Origin of the sequence: Allobosea sp. (assembly GCF_035944895.1) — a bacterium.
GTDB lineage: Bacteria > Pseudomonadota > Alphaproteobacteria > Rhizobiales > Beijerinckiaceae > Allobosea.
Genome location: NZ_DASZAT010000002.1, coordinates 171,344 through 188,354, shown reverse-complemented (window position 1 = coordinate 188,354; position 17,011 = coordinate 171,344). Strand labels below are relative to the sequence as shown.

Genomic DNA, 17,011 nt, shown 5'->3' with positions numbered 1-17,011 from the left:
CACCTCCCCGTTGATGGTGCCGTCAGGCGGCAGGCGGGATTTCGGCGAACCTCTTCCCCGTCTTGATCTCGCTGATCCGCCCCGGATTCACATCGAAGTCCGCCGCGATCCGGTTCAGGAACTCGCCCTGGAGGATGCGCGTCTTGATGATGGGTACATCACGCGGGTTGATGGAACGGGACGGGCGGCGAGCGCCGCTCTTCGGCTTCCTGCGGTCTGCCATGGTTTGATCTCCTGCTTTGGCAGCCAAGGACCATCTTGCGCGTAGAGGCCAAATCGGCGTAAGCAACCGACGTGGTTGATCTCCACACGACCAGCGTCGATCCGATAACGCTGGCACCAATTCGCCTCTGAACGGTCTAGGGATCCGACCCCCTAGGCCGTTCGTATTTCAGGCGAATCAGCCGATCGAGTCTTGGCTTCGAGCCGATTGGAATTCAAGCAGAACGCGTTGCGCGTTTGTTCACCTGTGAATTGCGGTGGATTGCGTATCTGAGGGCCAACGCCTCGGCTCACCTGCACAGCCGGTGACATAGTCCGCGACCTCGCCGACACGATGTTCGTGATGGACCGCGGCGAGGTGGTGTTGGCCAGGCCGATGGCGGAGCTCGACGGCAACCAGGTGCAGCGGCTGATCCAGGTGTGAGGATCGGACCCGCTGATCAGGAGTCCGCGGGCCCGAGCCAGCCTCGGTTCAAGCAGCGAGGTCGTGCGCGGTGAAGACCTCCTTCGCTGCGAACAGCCCGTTGAGCGCCGCCGGGAAGCCGGCATAGACCGCCATCTGGATCATGACCTCCGTGATCTCCTGGCGCGACAGTCCGACGTTCAGCCCGGCCTCGATATGCACCTTGAGCTGTGGCTGGGTGTTGCCCAGCGCGGCCAGCGCCGCAATCGTCGCGATCTCGCGGGAGCGCAGGTCGAGCCCCGGCCGCGAATAGATGTCTCCGAACGGGAACTCGAACACGTAGTTGGCGAAATCGGGCGCGATGTCGGCGAGCGCCGCGATCACCTTGTGGCCGGCTTCGCCATCGATCTCAGCGAGAGCCCGCCTGCCGCGCTCCAGCCTGCTGGTTTCGGCGTGTGCGTTGATGTGCGTCATGGTCTTCGATCCTCTTCTCGATGTCGGCATAGCCGGCGATCTTGGTGTCGAGGACGAGAAGGCAGGCTTCGAGTTCGGCGACGCGAGCGCGAACATGCTCGCGGTGCCGTTCCAGCAACAGACGACGCTCAGCTTCCGTGCCGGAGCCATTCTCGCGCAACGCCGCATAACGCAGCATCTCGCGGATCGGCATGCCGGTGGTCTTGAGCCGGCCGAGGAAATCGATCCAGGTCAGGATCGAGGCGTCGTAGTCGCGCTGGCGTGACCGGTCCCTGTCGGCATAGGGCAACAGCCCGATCCGCTCGTAATAGCGGATCGTATGGGCCGATAGTCCCGAGCGCCTGGCAAGTTCACCGATCTTCATGGCCGCCTTCTCATCACGACGCCCGGGAAGCTACGAGTTCGAGCGCACTCTAAGTCAATGCGGTCGGCGAAAGTTTTTTCGAGCGGCCGCGCGCCCGTCTCAGAACTCCAGCGGCGCGTTGTCGATGACCTCCTTCATCACGAAGAAGGTGCGGGTCTGGCGCACGCCCGGCAGCGCCAGCAGCGTCTTCGCATGCAGCTTGTTGAAGTCGGCGAGGTCGCGCACGCGGATCTTGAGGAAATAGTCGAAATCGCCGGCGACGATGTGGCAGTCGAGCACGACCGGGAGCTGCTTCACCGCCTCCTCGAACAGGCCGAAGCTCTCCGGCGTCGAGCGGTCGAGCACCACGCCGACGATGGCGAGCGTGCCCTTCTCGACCTTGTGCGGATCGACCTGCGCGCGCACGCCGGTGACATAACCCTCGGCGAACAGGCGCTGGATGCGGCGATGGCAGGTGGCGGCGCTGGTGTTCACGCGCTTGGCGATCTCGGCATTGCCCATGCGCCCATCGGCCTGCAGCAAACGCAGGATTCTGAGGTCGGTTTTGTCGAGTTCGGCCTCCATGAATGATTCTTTCGTTTTAGCCGCCAATGACGTTTCAATAAGCTATCAGATTGCGGTTTTAGCGAAAGCAAGAAGAAAATCAGGAGCGAAGTTCGGGAGCACCTTCCAGGGGCGTTTTGCTAGCGTTTGCGGGTCATTTCAGAAGGGAAACCCGCCATGCTCGCCAAGTTCGAACGCTATCCGCTGACCTTCGGGCCGTCGCCGATCGAGAAGCTTTCGCGGCTCTCCGCCCATCTCGGCGGCGGCGTCGCGCTCTATGCCAAGCGCGAGGACTGCAATTCCGGCCTCGCCTTCGGCGGCAACAAATTGCGCAAGCTTGAATACATCGTCCCGGATGCGATCGCGTCTGGCGCCGACACGCTGGTCTCGATCGGCGGCGTGCAGTCGAACCACACCCGCATGGTCTCGGCGACAGCCGCCAAGATCGGCATGAAGTGCCGGCTGGTCCAGGAGAGCTGGGTGCCGCATGAGGACGCGGTCTATGACCGGGTCGGCAATATCCTGATGTCGCGGGTCATGGGCGCCCATGTCGAACTGGTCGACGAGGGCTTCGACATCGGCATCCGGGCAAGCTGGGAAAATGCGCTGGAGGATGTAAAGGCCAAAGGCGGCAAGCCCTATGCGATCCCGGCCGGCGCTTCCGTGCACAAGTTCGGCGGGCTCGGCTATGTCGGCTTCGCCGAGGAGGTGAGGGCGCAGGAGGCCGAACTCGGCTTCAAATTCGACTACATCGTCGTCTGCACGGTCACCGGCTCGACCCATGCCGGCATGGTCGTCGGCTTCGCCAAAGACGGCCGCCAGCGCAACGTCATCGGCATCGACGCCTCAGCCACTCCGGCACAGACCAGGGCGCAGGTGCTCGACATCGCGCAGAAGACCTCCGAGCTGGTCGGTGGCAAGGAGATCACGGCGGACGACATCGTTCTGAACGAGGACTACGCCTATCCGGTCTATGGCGTGCCCTCGCAGGAGACGATCGAGGCGATCCGTCTGTCGGCCCGGCTCGAGGGCATGATGACCGACCCCGTCTATGAGGGGAAATCGATGCAGGGCATGATCGACCTGGTGAAGAAAGGCTTCTTCCCTGCGGGATCGAAGGTGCTCTACGCCCATCTCGGCGGCGTGCCGGCGATCAACGGCTACAGCTACACCTTCCGCAATGGTTGAGCGCCATGGAGGCGCTCGTCCTCTGTGAGATCGCGGCGGGGCGCGAGGATCTGCGCGAGGTCCTGCTCGCGCGGATCGGCCGGCTCGGCCTCAACGGGCGGGCGAAGCTGAGCTTCGTCGCCCGCGACCGGAACGCCCCCAGCAACCTGGTGCTGGCTGTCGGCTTCCCCGATGCGGCCGGGGCCGAGCGCTTCGCTGCCGAGGCCGTTGGCGAGGGGCTTGCCCCGGCCGAAGTCAGGCTGCTGGCGCTCGACGCTGCCTGGCAGGCAGAGCCATTGCCGCTGATGTTCCCCTGATGCGGGTCGGCGCCGGGTCTCAGGACCTGGCGCCAGCCGCGTCCGGCAGGTCGCCGATGACCGTGCCCGCCGACTTCGGCTTGGTGAGCGGCGCCGGGGTCGGCTGGTTGCCGTAATGGATCAGGTCCTGGCCGGCATGGATGTCGCTGGCGACCTGGAGGTCGAGGCGCTCGGCGTCGCGGCGGCGGACGTCCTCGACAATCTCCGCGGCTTCCTCCTCCGGCACGCCGAGCCCGCGCAGGACCTCGCCGCCGAAGACCATGGCGGATTCGAAGGTCTCGCGGATCTGGTAATCGACGCCGGCGCGGATCAGGTCCATCGCATGGCCGCGGTCGAAGGCGCGCACGAACAGTTTTGCATGCGGGAACTCGGCCTGTGCGACCCGCACGATCGCGTTGGCGGTCTCGCGCTTCTCGACGCAGACCAGGATCGCCTCGGCCTGATGGGCGCCCGAGGCGTGCAGGATGTCGGCGCGCGTGCCGTCGCCATAATAGACCTTGAATCCGAAGGTCGCGGCGGCCTGGATCATTTCGACATCGGTCTCGATCAGCGAGATGCTGCAACCGCGGGCGAGCAAGGCTTGGCTCGCGACCTGGCCGAAACGGCCGAAGCCGACAACGAGGATACGGCCCTTGAGCCCCTCGGCATGCTCGATGCCATCGAGTGATTCCTGCTCGGGCGGCATGAAGCGATCGATGGCGAGCACGACCAGCGGTGTCAGCGCCATCGACAGGATCACGATGGCGCTGGCGATGGCATTGATGCGCGCGTCGAAGATGCCCGCAGCCGCAGCGGCGCTGTAGAGCACGAAGGCGAACTCGCCGCCCTGCGAGAACAGCGCGACGCGGGTGATCGCATTGCGCGTGCGGGTGCGAAACAGCTTGGCGACGATGAAGATGCCGGCCGCCTTGACCAGCATGAAGGCGGCGACGCCGAGCGCCACGACCTGCCATTCCCTGCCGATCAGCTTGAGGTCGAGCGACATGCCGACCGCTAGGAAGAACATGCCGAGCAGGAGGCCGCGGAACGGCTCGATATCGGCCTCGAGCTGGTGGCGGAAGGTCGATTCCGAGAGCAGCACGCCGGCGAGGAAGGCACCCATCGCCATGGAGAGGCCGCCGAGCTGCATCGCCAGCGCCGAGCCGAGCACGACGAGCAGCGCCGCGCCGGTCATGACCTCGCGGGCCTGGGCATTGGCGAGCAATCGGAACATCGGGTTGAGCAGGTATTTGCCGGCGATGACGAGGCCGATGAGCGAGCCGGCTCCGATCAACAGCGGCATGATCCCGCTGCTCTCGGCCGCCTTTGCGGGCGCCAGCACGGCGACAACGGCGAGCAGCGGCACGATGGCGAGGTCTTCGAGCAAGAGGATCGAGACCGCCTGCTGGCCGTGCGGCGTCGAGGCTTCGCCCCGCTCATTCAGCATCTGCATCACGACCGCCGTCGAGGAGAGCACGAAGCCCATGCCGGCGATGAAGGCGGCAGCAGGAGCCAGTCCGGCGAGAATGCCGACCCCGGTCAGCAGCGCGCCGCAAAGCCCGACCTGGGCGACGCCAAGGCCGAAGATTTCGCCGCGCAGGTTCCAGAGTCGCGAGGGCTGCATCTCCAGCCCGATGATGAACAGGAACATGACGACGCCGAACTCGGCGACGTGGAGCACGCTTTCCGGATTGGAGAACAGGCCGATGCCGGAGGGGCCGATGACGAGGCCGCCCGCGAAATAGCCGAGCACCGAGCCGAGCTTGAGCTTGCGGAAGATCGGCACCGCGATGACGCCCGCTCCCAGTAGCCCGACGGCCTGAACCAGATCCTGAGAGAAGCCTTCCGCTGCCATGTCGCTCCCTTTTCCTGCCTTCGCTGTGGATATCCGCTGCTCATGAAAAAGAAGCGTCGGGGCGGTTTAGGCAAGCTTTCGCTCGGCCGCCAGAGCGCCTGGACAACACGATGCAGCTAGCGTGCCGGCCGGCCAACGCTTGCCGGCTGGCTTTCATCCGGGCATTTAGCATCGCAAAAGCCGGCTCTCTGCCGGCAGCAGGAGCGTTCGCTATGCAGCTTGGAGTGGTCGGCCTCGGCCGCATGGGAGCCAATATCGTCCGGCGGCTGCACCGCGCCGGGCACAATTGCGTGGTCTATGACCGCGACCCGAAGCCGGGCGAGGCGCTGGCGAAGGACGGCGCCGTCAATGTCGGCGACCTCAAGGAGATGGTGGCGAAGCTGCAGGCGCCGCGCGCGATCTGGATCATGCTGCCGGCCGGCGAGATCACCGAGAAGACGCTCGCCGATCTCGCCGCGATGATGAGCCCCGGCGATACGCTGATCGACGGCGGCAACGCCTTCTGGAAGGACGATGTCCGGCGCGGGCGCGAGCTCGAAGCCAAGGGGCTGCACTATCTCGACATCGGCACCTCCGGCGGCGTGCACGGGCTCGATCGCGGCTACTGCCTGATGATCGGCGGCGACAAGGCGACCTTCGACCGGCTGGAGCCGATCTTCCAGGCGCTGGCGCCGGGCAAGGGCGCGATCGAGCCGACCAGGCATCGCGAGGGCCGCAACCCGACGGCCGAGCAGGGCTATCTGCATTGCGGCCCGGCCGGCGCGGGCCATTTCGTCAAGATGATCCATAACGGCATCGAATACGGGATGATGCAGGCCTTCGCCGAAGGCTTCGACCTGCTGCGCAACGCTTCGGCCAAGGACGGCCTGCCCGAGGAATACGGCTTCGACTTCGACGTCGCCGAGATCGCCGAGGTCTGGCGGCGCGGCTCGGTCGTGACCTCCTGGCTGCTCGACCTCACCGCCGAGGCGCTGGCGGCCGACGAGGAGCTCGGCGCCTATTCCGGCCATGTCTCGGATTCGGGCGAGGGGCGCTGGACGGTGCAGGCTGCGATCGAGACCGCGACGCCAGCCGAGGTGCTGACCTCCTCGCTCTACACCCGCTTCCGCTCGCGCAAGGACCACACCTTCGCCGAGAAGATCCTCTCCGCCATGCGCGCCGGCTTCGGCGGCCATGTCGAGCCGAAGAAGCAGGGCTGAGACACGATGATCCCTGCCAATGACGCCGGGAAACCGGCGGTGATCGTCGTGATGGGCGTGGCGAGTTCGGGTAAGACCTCGCTCGGAGAGCGGCTGGCCGAGCGACTCGGTTGGCCGTTCCGCGATGCCGACTCGTTCCATCCGCCGGAAAACGTCGCGAAGATGTCGGCTGGCACTCCGCTGACCGATGGGGACCGCAAGCCCTGGCTCGCGGCGATCGCGGCCTGGATCGACGCATTGCGTAGCAGCGGCGGCAACGGCATCGTCACCTGCTCGGCGCTGAAGAAGGCCTACCGCGAGGTGATCGTCGGGGGTAGGCCCGATGTTGCGCTGGTTTATCTCAAGGGCTCGCGCGAACTGATCGGCCAGCGCATGGCCGCGCGCCAGCATCATTTCATGCCCCCCTCGCTGCTCGACAGCCAGTTCGCGACGCTTGAGGAACCGGGTGCCGACGAGAAGCCGCTCGTCGTCCAGATCGAGGCGAGCAAAGAGGCGCTCGTCGAGCAGGTGGTGCGGGAGCTACGGTTGGGCTAGCCGCCTGGCGGCGCGCTGTCGCGCGAGGTCAGCGCCGCGATGTCCCGGGCGCGATGGCGCGGCCTGAGCGAGGTCATGAGCAGCTCCATCCTGTGCCGGAGATATGCCAGGATCAGCGGCAGCAGTGGCGCCTGCGAGCGATCGATGCTGTGCACGGATGTCTCTCCGCTCACATGTGACGGGCATATCCCGTCCGCTCCGCAGCCTGCGCCCGTCCGGCGCTCGCTGCAAGCCTGCTCAGCTCCCTTCGTTTGATGTCGTGGGCCTGCCCTAGTCGTCCGCCCACATCCGGATCAGGTTGGCGACTGATTTCGAGAGCAGGTCGAACTCGGCGCTCTTGCCTTCACGCGTGAACAGAGCGCGCCTGGCGCGGTCGAGATCGAACAGGATTTCGCGCTGGCCGCCATCGCGAATGAAGCTGCGGGCCCAGCCAACCGCCGCGAGGCGCTCGCCCGCCGTCACCGGCGCGACATGGTGGAGGCTCGTCGAGGGGTAGGCGATCAGCGAGCCTGCGGGCAGCTTGATCCGCTCGTCGCCGGAGGTGCCTTCGATGACCAACTCGCCGCCCTCGTAGCTCTCGGGCGCGGCGAGGAAGAGGGTGAAGGAGACATCGGTGCGCAAGCCACCCATCAGCGCATCGTCGACATGGCTGCCATAGGCGTGGCCGGGCTCGTAGCGGCTGAACAGCAGCGGCGTCAGCGCCTTCGGCCGGACTGCGGCGGCGAAAACCTCGTTGGCGAGGATGCGCTCGGCGAGCTTTCGCCTAAGCGCCTCGCTGCGCGCGCCCGGCGCGGCCTGCCGGTTGTTCTTGACCAGCTTCGCGCTCCAGCCGGCGGTGCTGCGTCCATCCTCGAAACGGATCGCGGCGAGCTCGGAGCGGGCCTCGTCGACTTCGGCAGGGGTGAGGACATTGCCGATCGGCAGGATCATGGCGGGACCTTCATGGCAGCTCGCTCATCATGCGGTGGTGGCGCCAGCGCTGTCCACCGCCAGCACCTTCAGAGTTCGGCTTAAGGCTCTTTAGAATAACTATAATCAAGCTTTCCGCCTGGCCTCTTTCCTTGACGATCCGGGAATTCGGGCTCATGCCGCTGCGATGACTTGGAAAGGCTCTCGGCGGACCAAGTCGGACCGATCCGATGACAGGAGGCCGCGATGAAGACCACCAGCAAACTCTGGCTCGGTCTCGGCACCGTGATCGCCGCCGGCACAGGCCTGGCGGGCGCCGATCTTGGCCAGGTCGCGGCGGCTCCCGGCCTGCGCCACGCCGATGGCATCCAGCTCGCGCAGCATGCGGCGGGCAGCCATGGCGCGCCGGCGACGCCTGCCAAGGGGCAGGGTGGCGAAGGCGGAGAGGGGGGTGAAGGCGGCAAGGCCGATGCACTCGCTCCGAACCTGAAATTCGCCCGGTCCATCGCCCTGATCCGCGGCCATCTGCTGGTCGGTGACGAACTGGTGCGCGCGGGCCGTTTCGGCGAGGCGCTGCCGCATTTCCTGCACCCGGCCGAGGAGATCTATGGCGGCATCAAGGGCGATCTGGCCACCTACAAGGTCCGCCCCTTCGAGGCGGCGCTGAAGGCGCTGGTGCAGACGGTCAAGGCCAAGAAGAAGGAGGCCTATGACGGCGCGCTCAAGCAGGTGCAGGAGCGGCTCGCCGAGGCCGATGTCGGCCTGCGTGCAGCGGAGCAGAACTGGGCGCGCTTCTCGGTCGAGACCGCGCTGGAGACGCTGAAGGTCGCGGCCGACGAATATGGCAATGCGATCGAGAAGGGCCGGATCGCCAAGGCGGTCGAGTACCAGGACTCGCGCGGTTTCGTCTGGCAGGCCGAGGCGATGGTCGAGGCCGTCGCCACCGACCTGCAGACCAAGGATGCCGCGGCGCTCAAGGAGATGCGCGGCGCGCTCGCGAACCTCAAGAAGGCCTGGCCGACTGCCGTCGCGCCGAAGAAGCCGGTCAAGGACGCCAGCGACGTCCTCTCCGACATCGCCCGCGTCGAGCTGCAGGCCGGGAACTTCCTGCGCTGAGGCGACAGGCCTTGGCCGTTGTCGTCACCCCGCTTGAGACGAAGCCGGCGCCGTCGCTGCCCAAGGCGTTCCTCGCCGGTATGCTGGCGGCCGCGCTCGCGCTGACAGGCGGCTCGCAGGCACAGGAACAGGTGCCGGTCAGCGATTCCGCGCTCTCAGCCCTGCGGGCGCTCTATCGCCGGCCGGATGGCGTGCCGTTCCCCGAGGCCAATTCGCCGACGCCGGCGAAGCTTGCGCTCGGCAAACGGCTCTTTTCCGATCCTGTCCTGTCAATGAACGGCGCGATTTCCTGCACGAGCTGCCATGATCCGGCGCTCGGCTTCACAGATGGCGTGCCGATCGGCCGCGGCGTGGCGAAGAAGCCACTCGTCCGGCACACGCCGCATCTGTGGAATCTCGCCTGGGGCGCCGCCTATTTCTGGGATGGACGGGCGCGCACGCTCGAGGAGCAGGTGCGCGGGCCGATCGAGAACCCGCTCGAAATGGGCGAGAGCCTGCCCCGTCTCGCCGGCAAGCTCGGGCGCGACCGCTCCTATCGCAGGGCCTTCGCCGAGGCGTTTCCCGAGCATCCGCAGATCGGCCCGGACCAGATCGCAGCCGCGCTCGCGACCCATATCCGCAGCCTGGTCTCGCCGAAAACACGCTTCGATGCCTGGGCTGAAGGGCAAGAGACGGCGCTGAATGCCGAGGAGAAGGCCGGTTTCGCGCTCTTCAACGGCCGGGCCGGCTGCAGCAACTGCCATTCCGGCTGGGCCTTCACCGACCGCGCCTTCCACGATATCGGCTTGGCCAGCAATGACCTTGGGCGCGGCAAGGTCATCGGCCTGCCGGCGGCCGACCATGCCTTCCAGACGCCGTCTCTGCGCGAGCTCGCCTGGACGGCGCCCTATATGCATGACGGCTCGCTGGCGACGCTCGATGCGGTGCTCGATCATTACGACCATGGCGTCATCAGGCGCGCGAGCCTGTCGCCCGATCTCAAGCAGGTCGTGCTGACCGAGTCTGAGCGCGCGGCGCTGCTCGCCTTTCTCGCGACCTTGTCGAGCGAGAACCCGCCAGTGCCGGCGCCCCTGGTCGCGGCGGGGCCGGCTGCTCCGCCGGCGGCGCGCGAGGGGACGGTGATCTCGCAGAAGGACAAGCTGTTCCAGCCCTCGGCGGTGCGGGTGCACGCCGGGCAGAGCCTGACCATCGTCAACGACGATGTCCGCACCCATAATGTTCGCCTCGATACCGGGCCGCGACCGTTCAATTCCGGTGCGCAGGAGCCGGGCCAGTCGGTGACGCTGCCCTTCGCTCGGCCGGGGCGCTACGAGCTCTATTGCGGAATCCATCCGGCGATGCGGCTCGACGTTTCAGTCGAGCGCTAGCGGCACTTGCCTGCCCGGCGCGGGCCGCAACTCAGCTCCCAGTTTCAACCGATTGAAAAAAGGCCGCAATCAGCGCATTGCTTAGGGGAAAGGCGGGGGAGCCGCCGGTCCCAAGGTATCATCATGCTCGACAAAGCCGTTCCGCCGCGCACGCTGAAGCTCAATGCCGCCGACAATGTCGCGGTTGCCGTCGATCCGATCGATGTCGGTGTCAGCGCTGCCGGGGTCACCGCGCTGAAGCGCATCCCGCGCGGCCACAAGATCGCGCTGACCCGGATCGCCAAGGACGAGCCGATCCGCAAATTCGGCCAGATCATCGGCTTCGCCACGCTCGACATCCCGCCAGGCGAATGGGTGCACGAGCACAATACCGGCTTCCACGCCTTCGAGCGCGACTATGCCTATGCCGCCGAGGCGAAGACGGAGTTCGTGCTGCCGGTCGAGCAGCAGGCGACCTTCGAGGGCTTTCGCCGCAAGGCCGGCAATGCCGGCACGCGCAACTATGTCGGCATCCTGACCTCGGTGAACTGCTCGGCCTCGGCTGCGCGCTTCATGGCCGAGGAGGTCAAGCGCTCCGGCCTGCTCGCCGATTATCCCAATGTCGACGGCGTCATCGCCCTGACCCACGGCACCGGCTGCGGTATCGACTATAATGGCGAGAGCTTCGAGGTGCTGAAGCGCACCACCTGGGGCTATGCCTGCAATCCGAACATGGCGGCGGTGCTCGTCGTCGGCCTCGGCTGCGAGGGCTTCCAGATCAAGCGGATGAAGGAAGCCTATGGCGTCGAGGAGAGCGACGTCTTCCGCACGCTGACCATCCAGGAGACCGGCGGCACCAGGAAGGCCGTCGCAGCCGGGATCGAGGCGCTGAAGACGATGCTGCCGATCGCCAACCAGGCGAAGCGCGAGACCGTGCCGGCCTCCGAACTGATGCTCGCTCTGCAATGCGGCGGCTCGGACGGCTATTCCGGCATCACCGCCAACCCGGCGCTCGGCAAGGCGGTCGACCTCCTGGTCGAGCATGGCGGCACCGCGATCCTTTCCGAGACGCCGGAGATCTACGGTGCCGAGCACCTGCTGACCCGCCGCGCCGCCACCCGCGAAGTCGGCGAGAAGCTCGTCGGCATCATCAAGTGGTGGGAGGATTACACCGCCCGCGCCCGCATGGACATGAACAACAACCCGTCGCCCGGCAACAAGGCCGGTGGGCTGACCACCATCCTGGAGAAGTCGCTCGGCGCCGCCGCCAAGGGCGGTACCAAGACGCTGGCCGCGGTCTACCACTATGCCGAGCCGGTGCGGAGCAAGGGTTTCGTCTACATGGACACGCCCGGCTACGACCCGGTCTCCGCGACAGGGCAGGTCGCCGGCGGCGCCAACATCCTCGCCTTCACCACCGGCCGCGGCTCGGCCTATGGCTGCAAGCCGACGCCCTCGGTCAAGCTCGCCACCAACACGCCGATGTATCTGAAGCAGACCGACGACATGGACCTCAATTGCGGCGATGTCCTCGATGGCGTGACGCTGGAGGAGAAGGGCAAGGAGATCTTCGACTACCTGCTGAAGATCGCCTCGGGCGAGAAGTCGAAGTCCGAGGAAATGGGCTATGGCGACGCCGAGTTCGTGCCCTGGCAGATTGGCGCGACGATGTGAGGCGGGCCTCGGCGGCGACTGAGCCCTCTGTCGTCATGGTCGGGCTTGTCCCGACCATCCACGTCTTCGTTGGTCAAGACCTGAGTTCAAGACGTGGATGCTCGCCACAAGGGCGAGCATGACGGTTCAGGCCACTCCCACCAGCCTGAGCCGCGTTCCCCACGGGTCGGTGCTTTCGAAACCACGTGCGACCGTCGTCGGCGCGTAGCCGGCTTTCGCCATCCGCTCGCGCTGCGTCGCCAGCAGGGCGGGATCGGCGACCTCCAGCGAGAACCAGTCGAGGCCGGTCTGGGCGCGGTCGCGCTGCCCGGCGCCGGCGCTGTTCCAGGTATTGAGCGCGACATGGTGATGATAGCGGCCGGATGAGAGGAAGCTCGCCGTGTCGCGGCGCGACGTGGAGTCGAGGCCGATCGCGTCGCGGTAAAAGATTTCCGACTGTGCGATGTCGCCGACCCGCAGATGCATGTGGCCGATGCGCAACCCGGCCGGAGCCTCGCGATAGTCGCTGCGGCTGGTGTCGGTCAGGCTCAGTATCCCGTCGACGTCGAGCCGGTGCGTACCCATGACGACGCGCTCGCCCTCCCAGCGCCAGAGCCGCGGATCGCGGTCGGCATAGACCTCGATGCCGTTGCCCTCGGGATCGTCGAGGTAGACGGCTTCGCTGACGCTGTGGTCGGCGAAGCCGGTGAGCGGCGTCTGGTTGCGCGCGACATGGACGAGCCAGCGGGCGAGATCGTGCCGGGACGGCATCAGGAAGGCGGTGTGGAACAGGCCGGCGGTATTGCGTGGCTCGAAAGCAGCCTGCGGCCGCGGCTCCATCCAGACCAGCGGCAGATTGCCGACGCCGAGAATGACTCCATCGGCGCTGGCCGAGATGACGCCGAGGCCGAGCACCGACTGGTAATAGCGGCTCATCCTGGCGAGATCGCGCACCCGCAGGCCGATGGCGCCGCAGCGGATCGGCGTGCTGCCGGCAAAGCTAGGTCCCGAGCCAGGGCTGGCTGGCCCCGGTCCCTCCGCCTGCGCCGCTGCTGCGGCCGCCATGGCGAGCGAGGTAGTGCCGGCGAGCCGCAACAGGGCCCTTCTCGTCAAGGCAATCGTCATCGTCACGCGTTCCATCGCGGCGCATTGCCGCTGCGGCCGTGCAGAGCATTCTTCGCGGCGGCATGCATGTCACAAGCGCGCGAGGGGCAAAACCCGCTCAGGCGGTCGCAATGCAGCCGCGCCGGCTTTCGTCCGGTGCTTCAACGGATAAGAAAACGGACTATGCGCAACTTTCTGATGGTCACCTTGCCCCGTATCGCCCTCGGCCTGCTCTTCATCGTCAGCGCGATCGACGGCTTCTGGTGGCTCGCCACCGGCACTCACCTGATCCACCCGCCGACTTCCGAACGCGGACTCGTCTTCGAGACGGCCCTGCAGAACTCCGGCTTCTTCTGGCCCTTCCTCAAGGCGGTGAACCTTGCCGGCGGCCTGAGCCTGCTGTTCAACGTCGTGCCGGCCTTCGGGCTCGCGCTGATCGCACCGGTGATGGCGGTGATCGTGCTGTTCCACTTCGCCATCAACCCGGCCGGCATTCCGGTCGCGATCATCCTGATCGTGACGGGCGCGCTGCTGGTCTATGCCTATCGCGAGCGCTACGCAGCTCTGCTGCGCTGAACTCTCCGAGCCTCAGAGCTCGGAGGCAAAACCCCATAGCGGGACATGGGCGGCGAGCTTGTCGAGCAGCCGCCCGAGCTGGTCTCGCTCATCGCCGGAGAGGCAATCGAGCATTGCTGCCTCCCTGGCCTTGAGGGCCGGGATATAGCGCTCGTAAAGGGCGCGGCCGTCCGCCGTCAGGAAGAGGAGCTGGCGGCGGCTGTCGGCCTTGTCGGGCTCGCGCCGGATCAGCTTCTTCTTCTCGAGCAGGATCACGGCGCGGCTTACGCTCGCCTTGAGATGGCCGGAGAACTCGCAGAACTCGCTGGCGCTGGCGCCGTCGCGCACGGTCAGGAAGATCAGGATCACGATCTCCGGCCGGGTCAGCCCGAACTCCATCTCGATCGCCCGAAAGGACGGCTCGCGATAGAAGTTCAGGATGTAGCCGATCTTGTAGGCCGTCGGGATCGCGGTGCCGTCGAGGATGGCGCGCCGCTGCCCGGCGTCGAGCTCGCCGCTCTCGCCTTGCGGAATTAGTCTCACATTAGACTTTTTTGTTGCGCGCGCCATGAGCTGGTCCTAGCATCCTCGCCAAGGAATGACACGGTTTTGCCGTGCCGGGAGGAGGCGATGGATCAGGCCGGTGCCACAAGGCGGCAGGTGATTTCGTGCGTGCCGGAGCGGCAATGCTTCTATTCGGGCACGGACGCTCATCAGATCTATGTCGACCGGCTCGGGACGACCGCGGCCGGGTGCCTGCCGATCGTGCTTGTCCATGGCGGCGGCCATACCGGCGCCTGCTATCTGACGACGCCCGATGGCCGGCCCGGCTGGGCGCCCGCCTTCGCCGCTTCCGGCCGCGCGGTCTTCGTGCCGGACTGGCCGGGCCATGGCCGCTCGCCGATGCGGCCGGACTTTGCCACCCTGTCGAGCGTCGAGATCGCGACCAGCCTGCAGCGTCTGCTGGAAGAGATCGGCCCGGCGGTGCTGCTGGTGCACTCAGCCAGCGGGCCGATGGCCTGGTGGATCGCCGAGCGGAGCCCAAAGGCTGTCGCCGCCATCATCGGCATCGCGCCGGGCGGGCCGGCCAATCTCCTGCCGGCGCTGCCCGACGATGCCGAAGCGGTGGCCAAGCTCAAGGACGATGAGAGCCTCGGCTGCCCGGTGCGGGTCGAGGAAGACAAGCCGCTCTTCATTCCGCCGGAGTTCATGCGGGCCTACTGGGCCAATTCCGAGCGCTTTCCGAAAGAGGCCTTCGAGGCCTATCGCCGCTCGATCGTGCCCGAGAGCGCGCGCCTGATGAACGAGCGCTTCAACATCGGCGGCAAGGGGCTGCGCATCGCCGACCCGGCGAACCTTTCCAGGCTGCCGATCCTGATCGTCACCGGCGACAGCGATCCGCGCCATCCGCGCGCGGTCGACGAGGCGACGGCGCGTTTTCTTGGCGCCGAGTTCACCTTCCTGCCGGAGCGCGGCATCGCCGGCAACGGCCATATGCCGATGTGCGAGGACAACAGCGACGAGATCGCGGCCCTGATCGTCGCCTGGCTGGAGGCAAAGGGTCTTTGAAGCTCGAACCGGCGGTACTGCCGGACGATAGCTCGGGAGGATAGTGATGCGATCGCTTCTTGCAGGCGGCGCCCTGATGGCGCTCGCCAGCCTGCCGGCGCTGGCCCAGGTCAGCGACGATGTCGTCAAGATCGGCGTGCTCACCGATATGGCCGGTGTCACCGCCGATATCGGCGGCAAGGGCTCGGTGATCGCGGCCGAGCTGGCGGTGAAGGAGTTCGGAGCGACCGTGCTCGGCAAGCCGATCCAGATCGTCGCGGCCGACCATCAGCACAAGGCCGATCTCGGCACCTCGATTGCCCGGCAATGGTTCGACATCGACAAGGTCGACGCTGTCGTCGACGTGCCGAACTCGGCCGTGGCACTGGCGCTGCAGTCGCTCGCCCGCGAGAAGAAGCGGATCGTGATGTATTCCGGCGCCGGCACCACGGCGCTGACCAACGAGCAGTGCTCGCCCTATGGCTTCCACTGGACCTACGACACCTATGGCGTCGCCCGCGGCACCGCCTCGGCCGTGGTCAAGGCCGGCGGCACCTCCTGGTTCATGCTGGCCTCCGACTATGCCTTCGGCCACCAGCTCCAGAAGGACGCAACCGATGTGGTCGAGGCCAATGGCGGCAAGGTCGTCGGCGCGGTGCGCCATCCCCTGAACAATGCCGACTTCTCCTCCTTCCTGCTGCGGGCGCAGTCGTCCGGCGCCAAGGTGATCGGCATCGCCAATGCCGGCAACGACACCGTCAATGCGATCAAGCAGGCCGGCGAATTCGGGCTGGCGGAGCAGGGCCAGAATCTCGCGGCGCTGATCTTCTTCCTGCAGGACGTGCACAGCCTCGGCCTCAAGGCGACGCAGGGCACCTATCTCACCACCGCCTCCTATTGGGATCTCGACGAGCCCTCGCGTGCCTGGTCGAAGCAGTTCCTGGAGAAGGCCGGGATGATGCCGTCCATGCTGCATGCCGGCGTCTATGGCTCGGTGCTGCACTATCTCAAGGCGATCAAAGAGGCCGGCACCGACGATCCCGACAAGGTCGCGGCCGCGATGCGCGCGATGCCGATCAACGACGCCTTCACCAAGGATGCGAAGATTCGGGCCGATGGCAGGGTGCTGCGCGAGATGTATCTCGCCCGCGTCAAGAAGCCGGCGGATTCGAAGGGGCCGTGGGACTATTTCGAGATCGTGCGCAAGATCGCGCCGGAGGAGACGGTCTGGCCGCTGAGCGAGAGCAAATGTCCGGCGGCGAAGGGGTAACGCGCCGGCCCGCCTGAGCCGGTCAGAGCGGCATCAGGCTCTTCAGCCAGCGCGTGCGTTCTGCGGTGACGCTCATCAGGCAGCTCTGGTCGGTGAGCGAGGCCATGGTGCCACGATCGCCGAGCCGGCTCATGAAAGAGCAGCTCGAATCGCGATAGGCGAGCCAGCTGCGCTGAGTGTCGCGCAGGAGGTTGCGCTGCTCCGGTGAGAGTTCCTTGGACGCTTCCCGATAGGCGGCGTTCAGGGCGGCGTCGAGCTTGGCATATTCGGCGTTCCCGCAGTCCAGCATGTCCGCCGTCACGCCACCGGACTTGTCCATGCAGGTCTTGTACGCGGCCGAATAGGATTCCTCCTGCTTGGGCTCCTCGGCGCGAGTTAGCGCTGGCATCGCGGCGAGGGTGCTCGCGAGCACCACGGTCCGGAAGGCCGCGGTGAAACAAGGTTTCGCCATAT

Annotated in this window: 20 protein-coding genes; 10 read left to right on the top strand and 10 right to left on the bottom strand. The window is 66.5% G+C overall.

Going from position 1 to position 17,011, the window contains the following annotated elements:
• Nucleotides 1-22 precede the first annotated feature (22 nt).
• From VGV58_RS01120 to VGV58_RS01105, 4 genes are all read right to left on the bottom strand, one after another.
• Nucleotides 23-223, bottom strand: coding sequence for a hypothetical protein (locus VGV58_RS01120; protein ID WP_326872121.1), 201 nt, complete (start codon nucleotides 221-223; stop codon nucleotides 23-25).
• A 471-nt stretch (nucleotides 224-694) separates the two neighbouring features.
• Nucleotides 695-1,099, bottom strand: a complete 405-nt coding sequence (locus VGV58_RS01115; RefSeq protein ID WP_326872120.1) for a carboxymuconolactone decarboxylase family protein — start codon at nucleotides 1,097-1,099, stop codon at nucleotides 695-697.
• Nucleotides 1,035-1,463: a MerR family transcriptional regulator gene (locus VGV58_RS01110; RefSeq protein ID WP_326872119.1), complete on the bottom strand. Its 429-nt coding sequence runs from the start codon at nucleotides 1,461-1,463 to the stop codon at nucleotides 1,035-1,037. Before VGV58_RS01110 ends, VGV58_RS01115 begins: the two co-directional genes overlap by 65 nt.
• A 99-nt stretch (nucleotides 1,464-1,562) precedes the next feature.
• Nucleotides 1,563-2,027 carry an Lrp/AsnC family transcriptional regulator gene (locus VGV58_RS01105; RefSeq protein ID WP_326872118.1) on the bottom strand — a complete coding sequence of 155 codons (465 nt, stop codon included), beginning with the start codon at nucleotides 2,025-2,027 and terminating at the stop codon, nucleotides 1,563-1,565.
• A gap of 156 nt (nucleotides 2,028-2,183) precedes the next feature.
• Between VGV58_RS01105 and VGV58_RS01100 the strand changes: the two genes are divergently transcribed.
• Nucleotides 2,184-3,194 carry a 1-aminocyclopropane-1-carboxylate deaminase gene (locus tag VGV58_RS01100; RefSeq protein ID WP_326872117.1) on the top strand — a complete coding sequence of 337 codons (1,011 nt, stop codon included), beginning with the start codon at nucleotides 2,184-2,186 and terminating at the stop codon, nucleotides 3,192-3,194.
• 5 nt (nucleotides 3,195-3,199) lie between these two features.
• On the top strand, nucleotides 3,200-3,490 hold the full coding sequence (locus tag VGV58_RS01095; protein WP_326872116.1) for a hypothetical protein: 291 nt from the start codon (nucleotides 3,200-3,202) through the stop codon (nucleotides 3,488-3,490).
• A gap of 19 nt (nucleotides 3,491-3,509) precedes the next feature.
• Here VGV58_RS01095 and VGV58_RS01090 read toward each other — a convergent pair whose 3' ends face one another.
• Complete coding sequence (locus VGV58_RS01090; RefSeq protein WP_326872115.1) at nucleotides 3,510-5,324, bottom strand: monovalent cation:proton antiporter-2 (CPA2) family protein; 1,815 nt, start codon at nucleotides 5,322-5,324, stop codon at nucleotides 3,510-3,512.
• A gap of 212 nt (nucleotides 5,325-5,536) precedes the next feature.
• Between VGV58_RS01090 and gnd the strand changes: the two genes are divergently transcribed.
• Both gnd and VGV58_RS01080 read left to right on the top strand, forming a co-directional pair.
• Nucleotides 5,537-6,523: a phosphogluconate dehydrogenase (NAD(+)-dependent, decarboxylating) gene (gene gnd, locus VGV58_RS01085; protein ID WP_326872114.1), complete on the top strand. Its 987-nt coding sequence runs from the start codon at nucleotides 5,537-5,539 to the stop codon at nucleotides 6,521-6,523.
• A 39-nt stretch (nucleotides 6,524-6,562) separates the two neighbouring features.
• Entirely contained in the window at nucleotides 6,563-7,057 is a 495-nt protein-coding gene (locus VGV58_RS01080) for a gluconokinase (RefSeq protein ID WP_326872113.1), read from the top strand.
• Here VGV58_RS01080 and VGV58_RS01075 read toward each other — a convergent pair.
• Together VGV58_RS01075 and VGV58_RS01070 are read right to left on the bottom strand one after the other, a co-directional pair.
• A complete protein-coding gene (locus VGV58_RS01075) occupies nucleotides 7,054-7,212 on the bottom strand; it encodes a hypothetical protein (RefSeq protein WP_326872112.1) in 159 nt (52 codons plus the stop codon). The two genes, VGV58_RS01080 and VGV58_RS01075, sit on opposite strands and share 4 nt — an antisense overlap.
• Nucleotides 7,213-7,327: 115 nt before the next feature.
• On the bottom strand, nucleotides 7,328-7,987 hold the full coding sequence (locus tag VGV58_RS01070; RefSeq protein WP_326872111.1) for a Fe2+-dependent dioxygenase: 660 nt from the start codon (nucleotides 7,985-7,987) through the stop codon (nucleotides 7,328-7,330).
• Nucleotides 7,988-8,212: 225 nt separating this feature from the next.
• Between VGV58_RS01070 and VGV58_RS01065 the strand changes: the two genes are divergently transcribed.
• The 3 genes from VGV58_RS01065 (at nucleotide 8,213) to VGV58_RS01055 (ending at nucleotide 12,102) form a co-directional block, all read left to right on the top strand.
• Nucleotides 8,213-9,082 carry a hypothetical protein gene (locus tag VGV58_RS01065; protein WP_326872110.1) on the top strand — a complete coding sequence of 290 codons (870 nt, stop codon included), beginning with the start codon at nucleotides 8,213-8,215 and terminating at the stop codon, nucleotides 9,080-9,082.
• Nucleotides 9,083-9,093: 11 nt separating this feature from the next.
• On the top strand, nucleotides 9,094-10,449 hold the full coding sequence (locus VGV58_RS01060) for a cytochrome c peroxidase (RefSeq protein ID WP_326872109.1): 1,356 nt from the start codon (nucleotides 9,094-9,096) through the stop codon (nucleotides 10,447-10,449).
• 123 nt (nucleotides 10,450-10,572) lie between these two features.
• A complete protein-coding gene (locus tag VGV58_RS01055; RefSeq protein WP_326872108.1) occupies nucleotides 10,573-12,102 on the top strand; it encodes a UxaA family hydrolase in 1,530 nt (509 codons plus the stop codon).
• A 126-nt stretch (nucleotides 12,103-12,228) separates the two neighbouring features.
• On the opposite strand, the gene VGV58_RS01050 is transcribed toward VGV58_RS01055, so the two are convergent.
• Nucleotides 12,229-13,206 (bottom strand): VOC family protein, encoded by a 978-nt coding sequence (locus VGV58_RS01050; RefSeq protein WP_326872107.1) that lies wholly within the window; start codon nucleotides 13,204-13,206, stop codon nucleotides 12,229-12,231.
• A 162-nt stretch (nucleotides 13,207-13,368) separates the two neighbouring features.
• On the opposite strand from VGV58_RS01050, the gene VGV58_RS01045 reads away from it, so the two are divergent.
• Nucleotides 13,369-13,761 carry a hypothetical protein gene (locus VGV58_RS01045; protein WP_326872106.1) on the top strand — a complete coding sequence of 131 codons (393 nt, stop codon included), beginning with the start codon at nucleotides 13,369-13,371 and terminating at the stop codon, nucleotides 13,759-13,761.
• Nucleotides 13,762-13,773: 12 nt separating this feature from the next.
• On the opposite strand, the gene VGV58_RS01040 is transcribed toward VGV58_RS01045, so the two are convergent.
• Nucleotides 13,774-14,283 carry a MarR family winged helix-turn-helix transcriptional regulator gene (locus VGV58_RS01040; RefSeq protein WP_326872105.1) on the bottom strand — a complete coding sequence of 170 codons (510 nt, stop codon included), beginning with the start codon at nucleotides 14,281-14,283 and terminating at the stop codon, nucleotides 13,774-13,776.
• Nucleotides 14,284-14,370: 87 nt separating this feature from the next.
• On the opposite strand from VGV58_RS01040, the gene VGV58_RS01035 reads away from it, so the two are divergent.
• Complete coding sequence (locus VGV58_RS01035; protein ID WP_326872104.1) at nucleotides 14,371-15,309, top strand: alpha/beta fold hydrolase; 939 nt, start codon at nucleotides 14,371-14,373, stop codon at nucleotides 15,307-15,309.
• 46 nt (nucleotides 15,310-15,355) lie between these two features.
• Complete coding sequence (locus VGV58_RS01030) at nucleotides 15,356-16,558, top strand: ABC transporter substrate-binding protein (RefSeq protein WP_326872103.1); 1,203 nt, start codon at nucleotides 15,356-15,358, stop codon at nucleotides 16,556-16,558.
• 22 nt (nucleotides 16,559-16,580) lie between these two features.
• Here VGV58_RS01030 and VGV58_RS01025 read toward each other — a convergent pair whose 3' ends face one another.
• A complete protein-coding gene (locus tag VGV58_RS01025; RefSeq protein WP_326872102.1) occupies nucleotides 16,581-17,009 on the bottom strand; it encodes a lysozyme inhibitor LprI family protein in 429 nt (142 codons plus the stop codon).
• Between the last annotated feature and the right edge of the window lie 2 nt (nucleotides 17,010-17,011).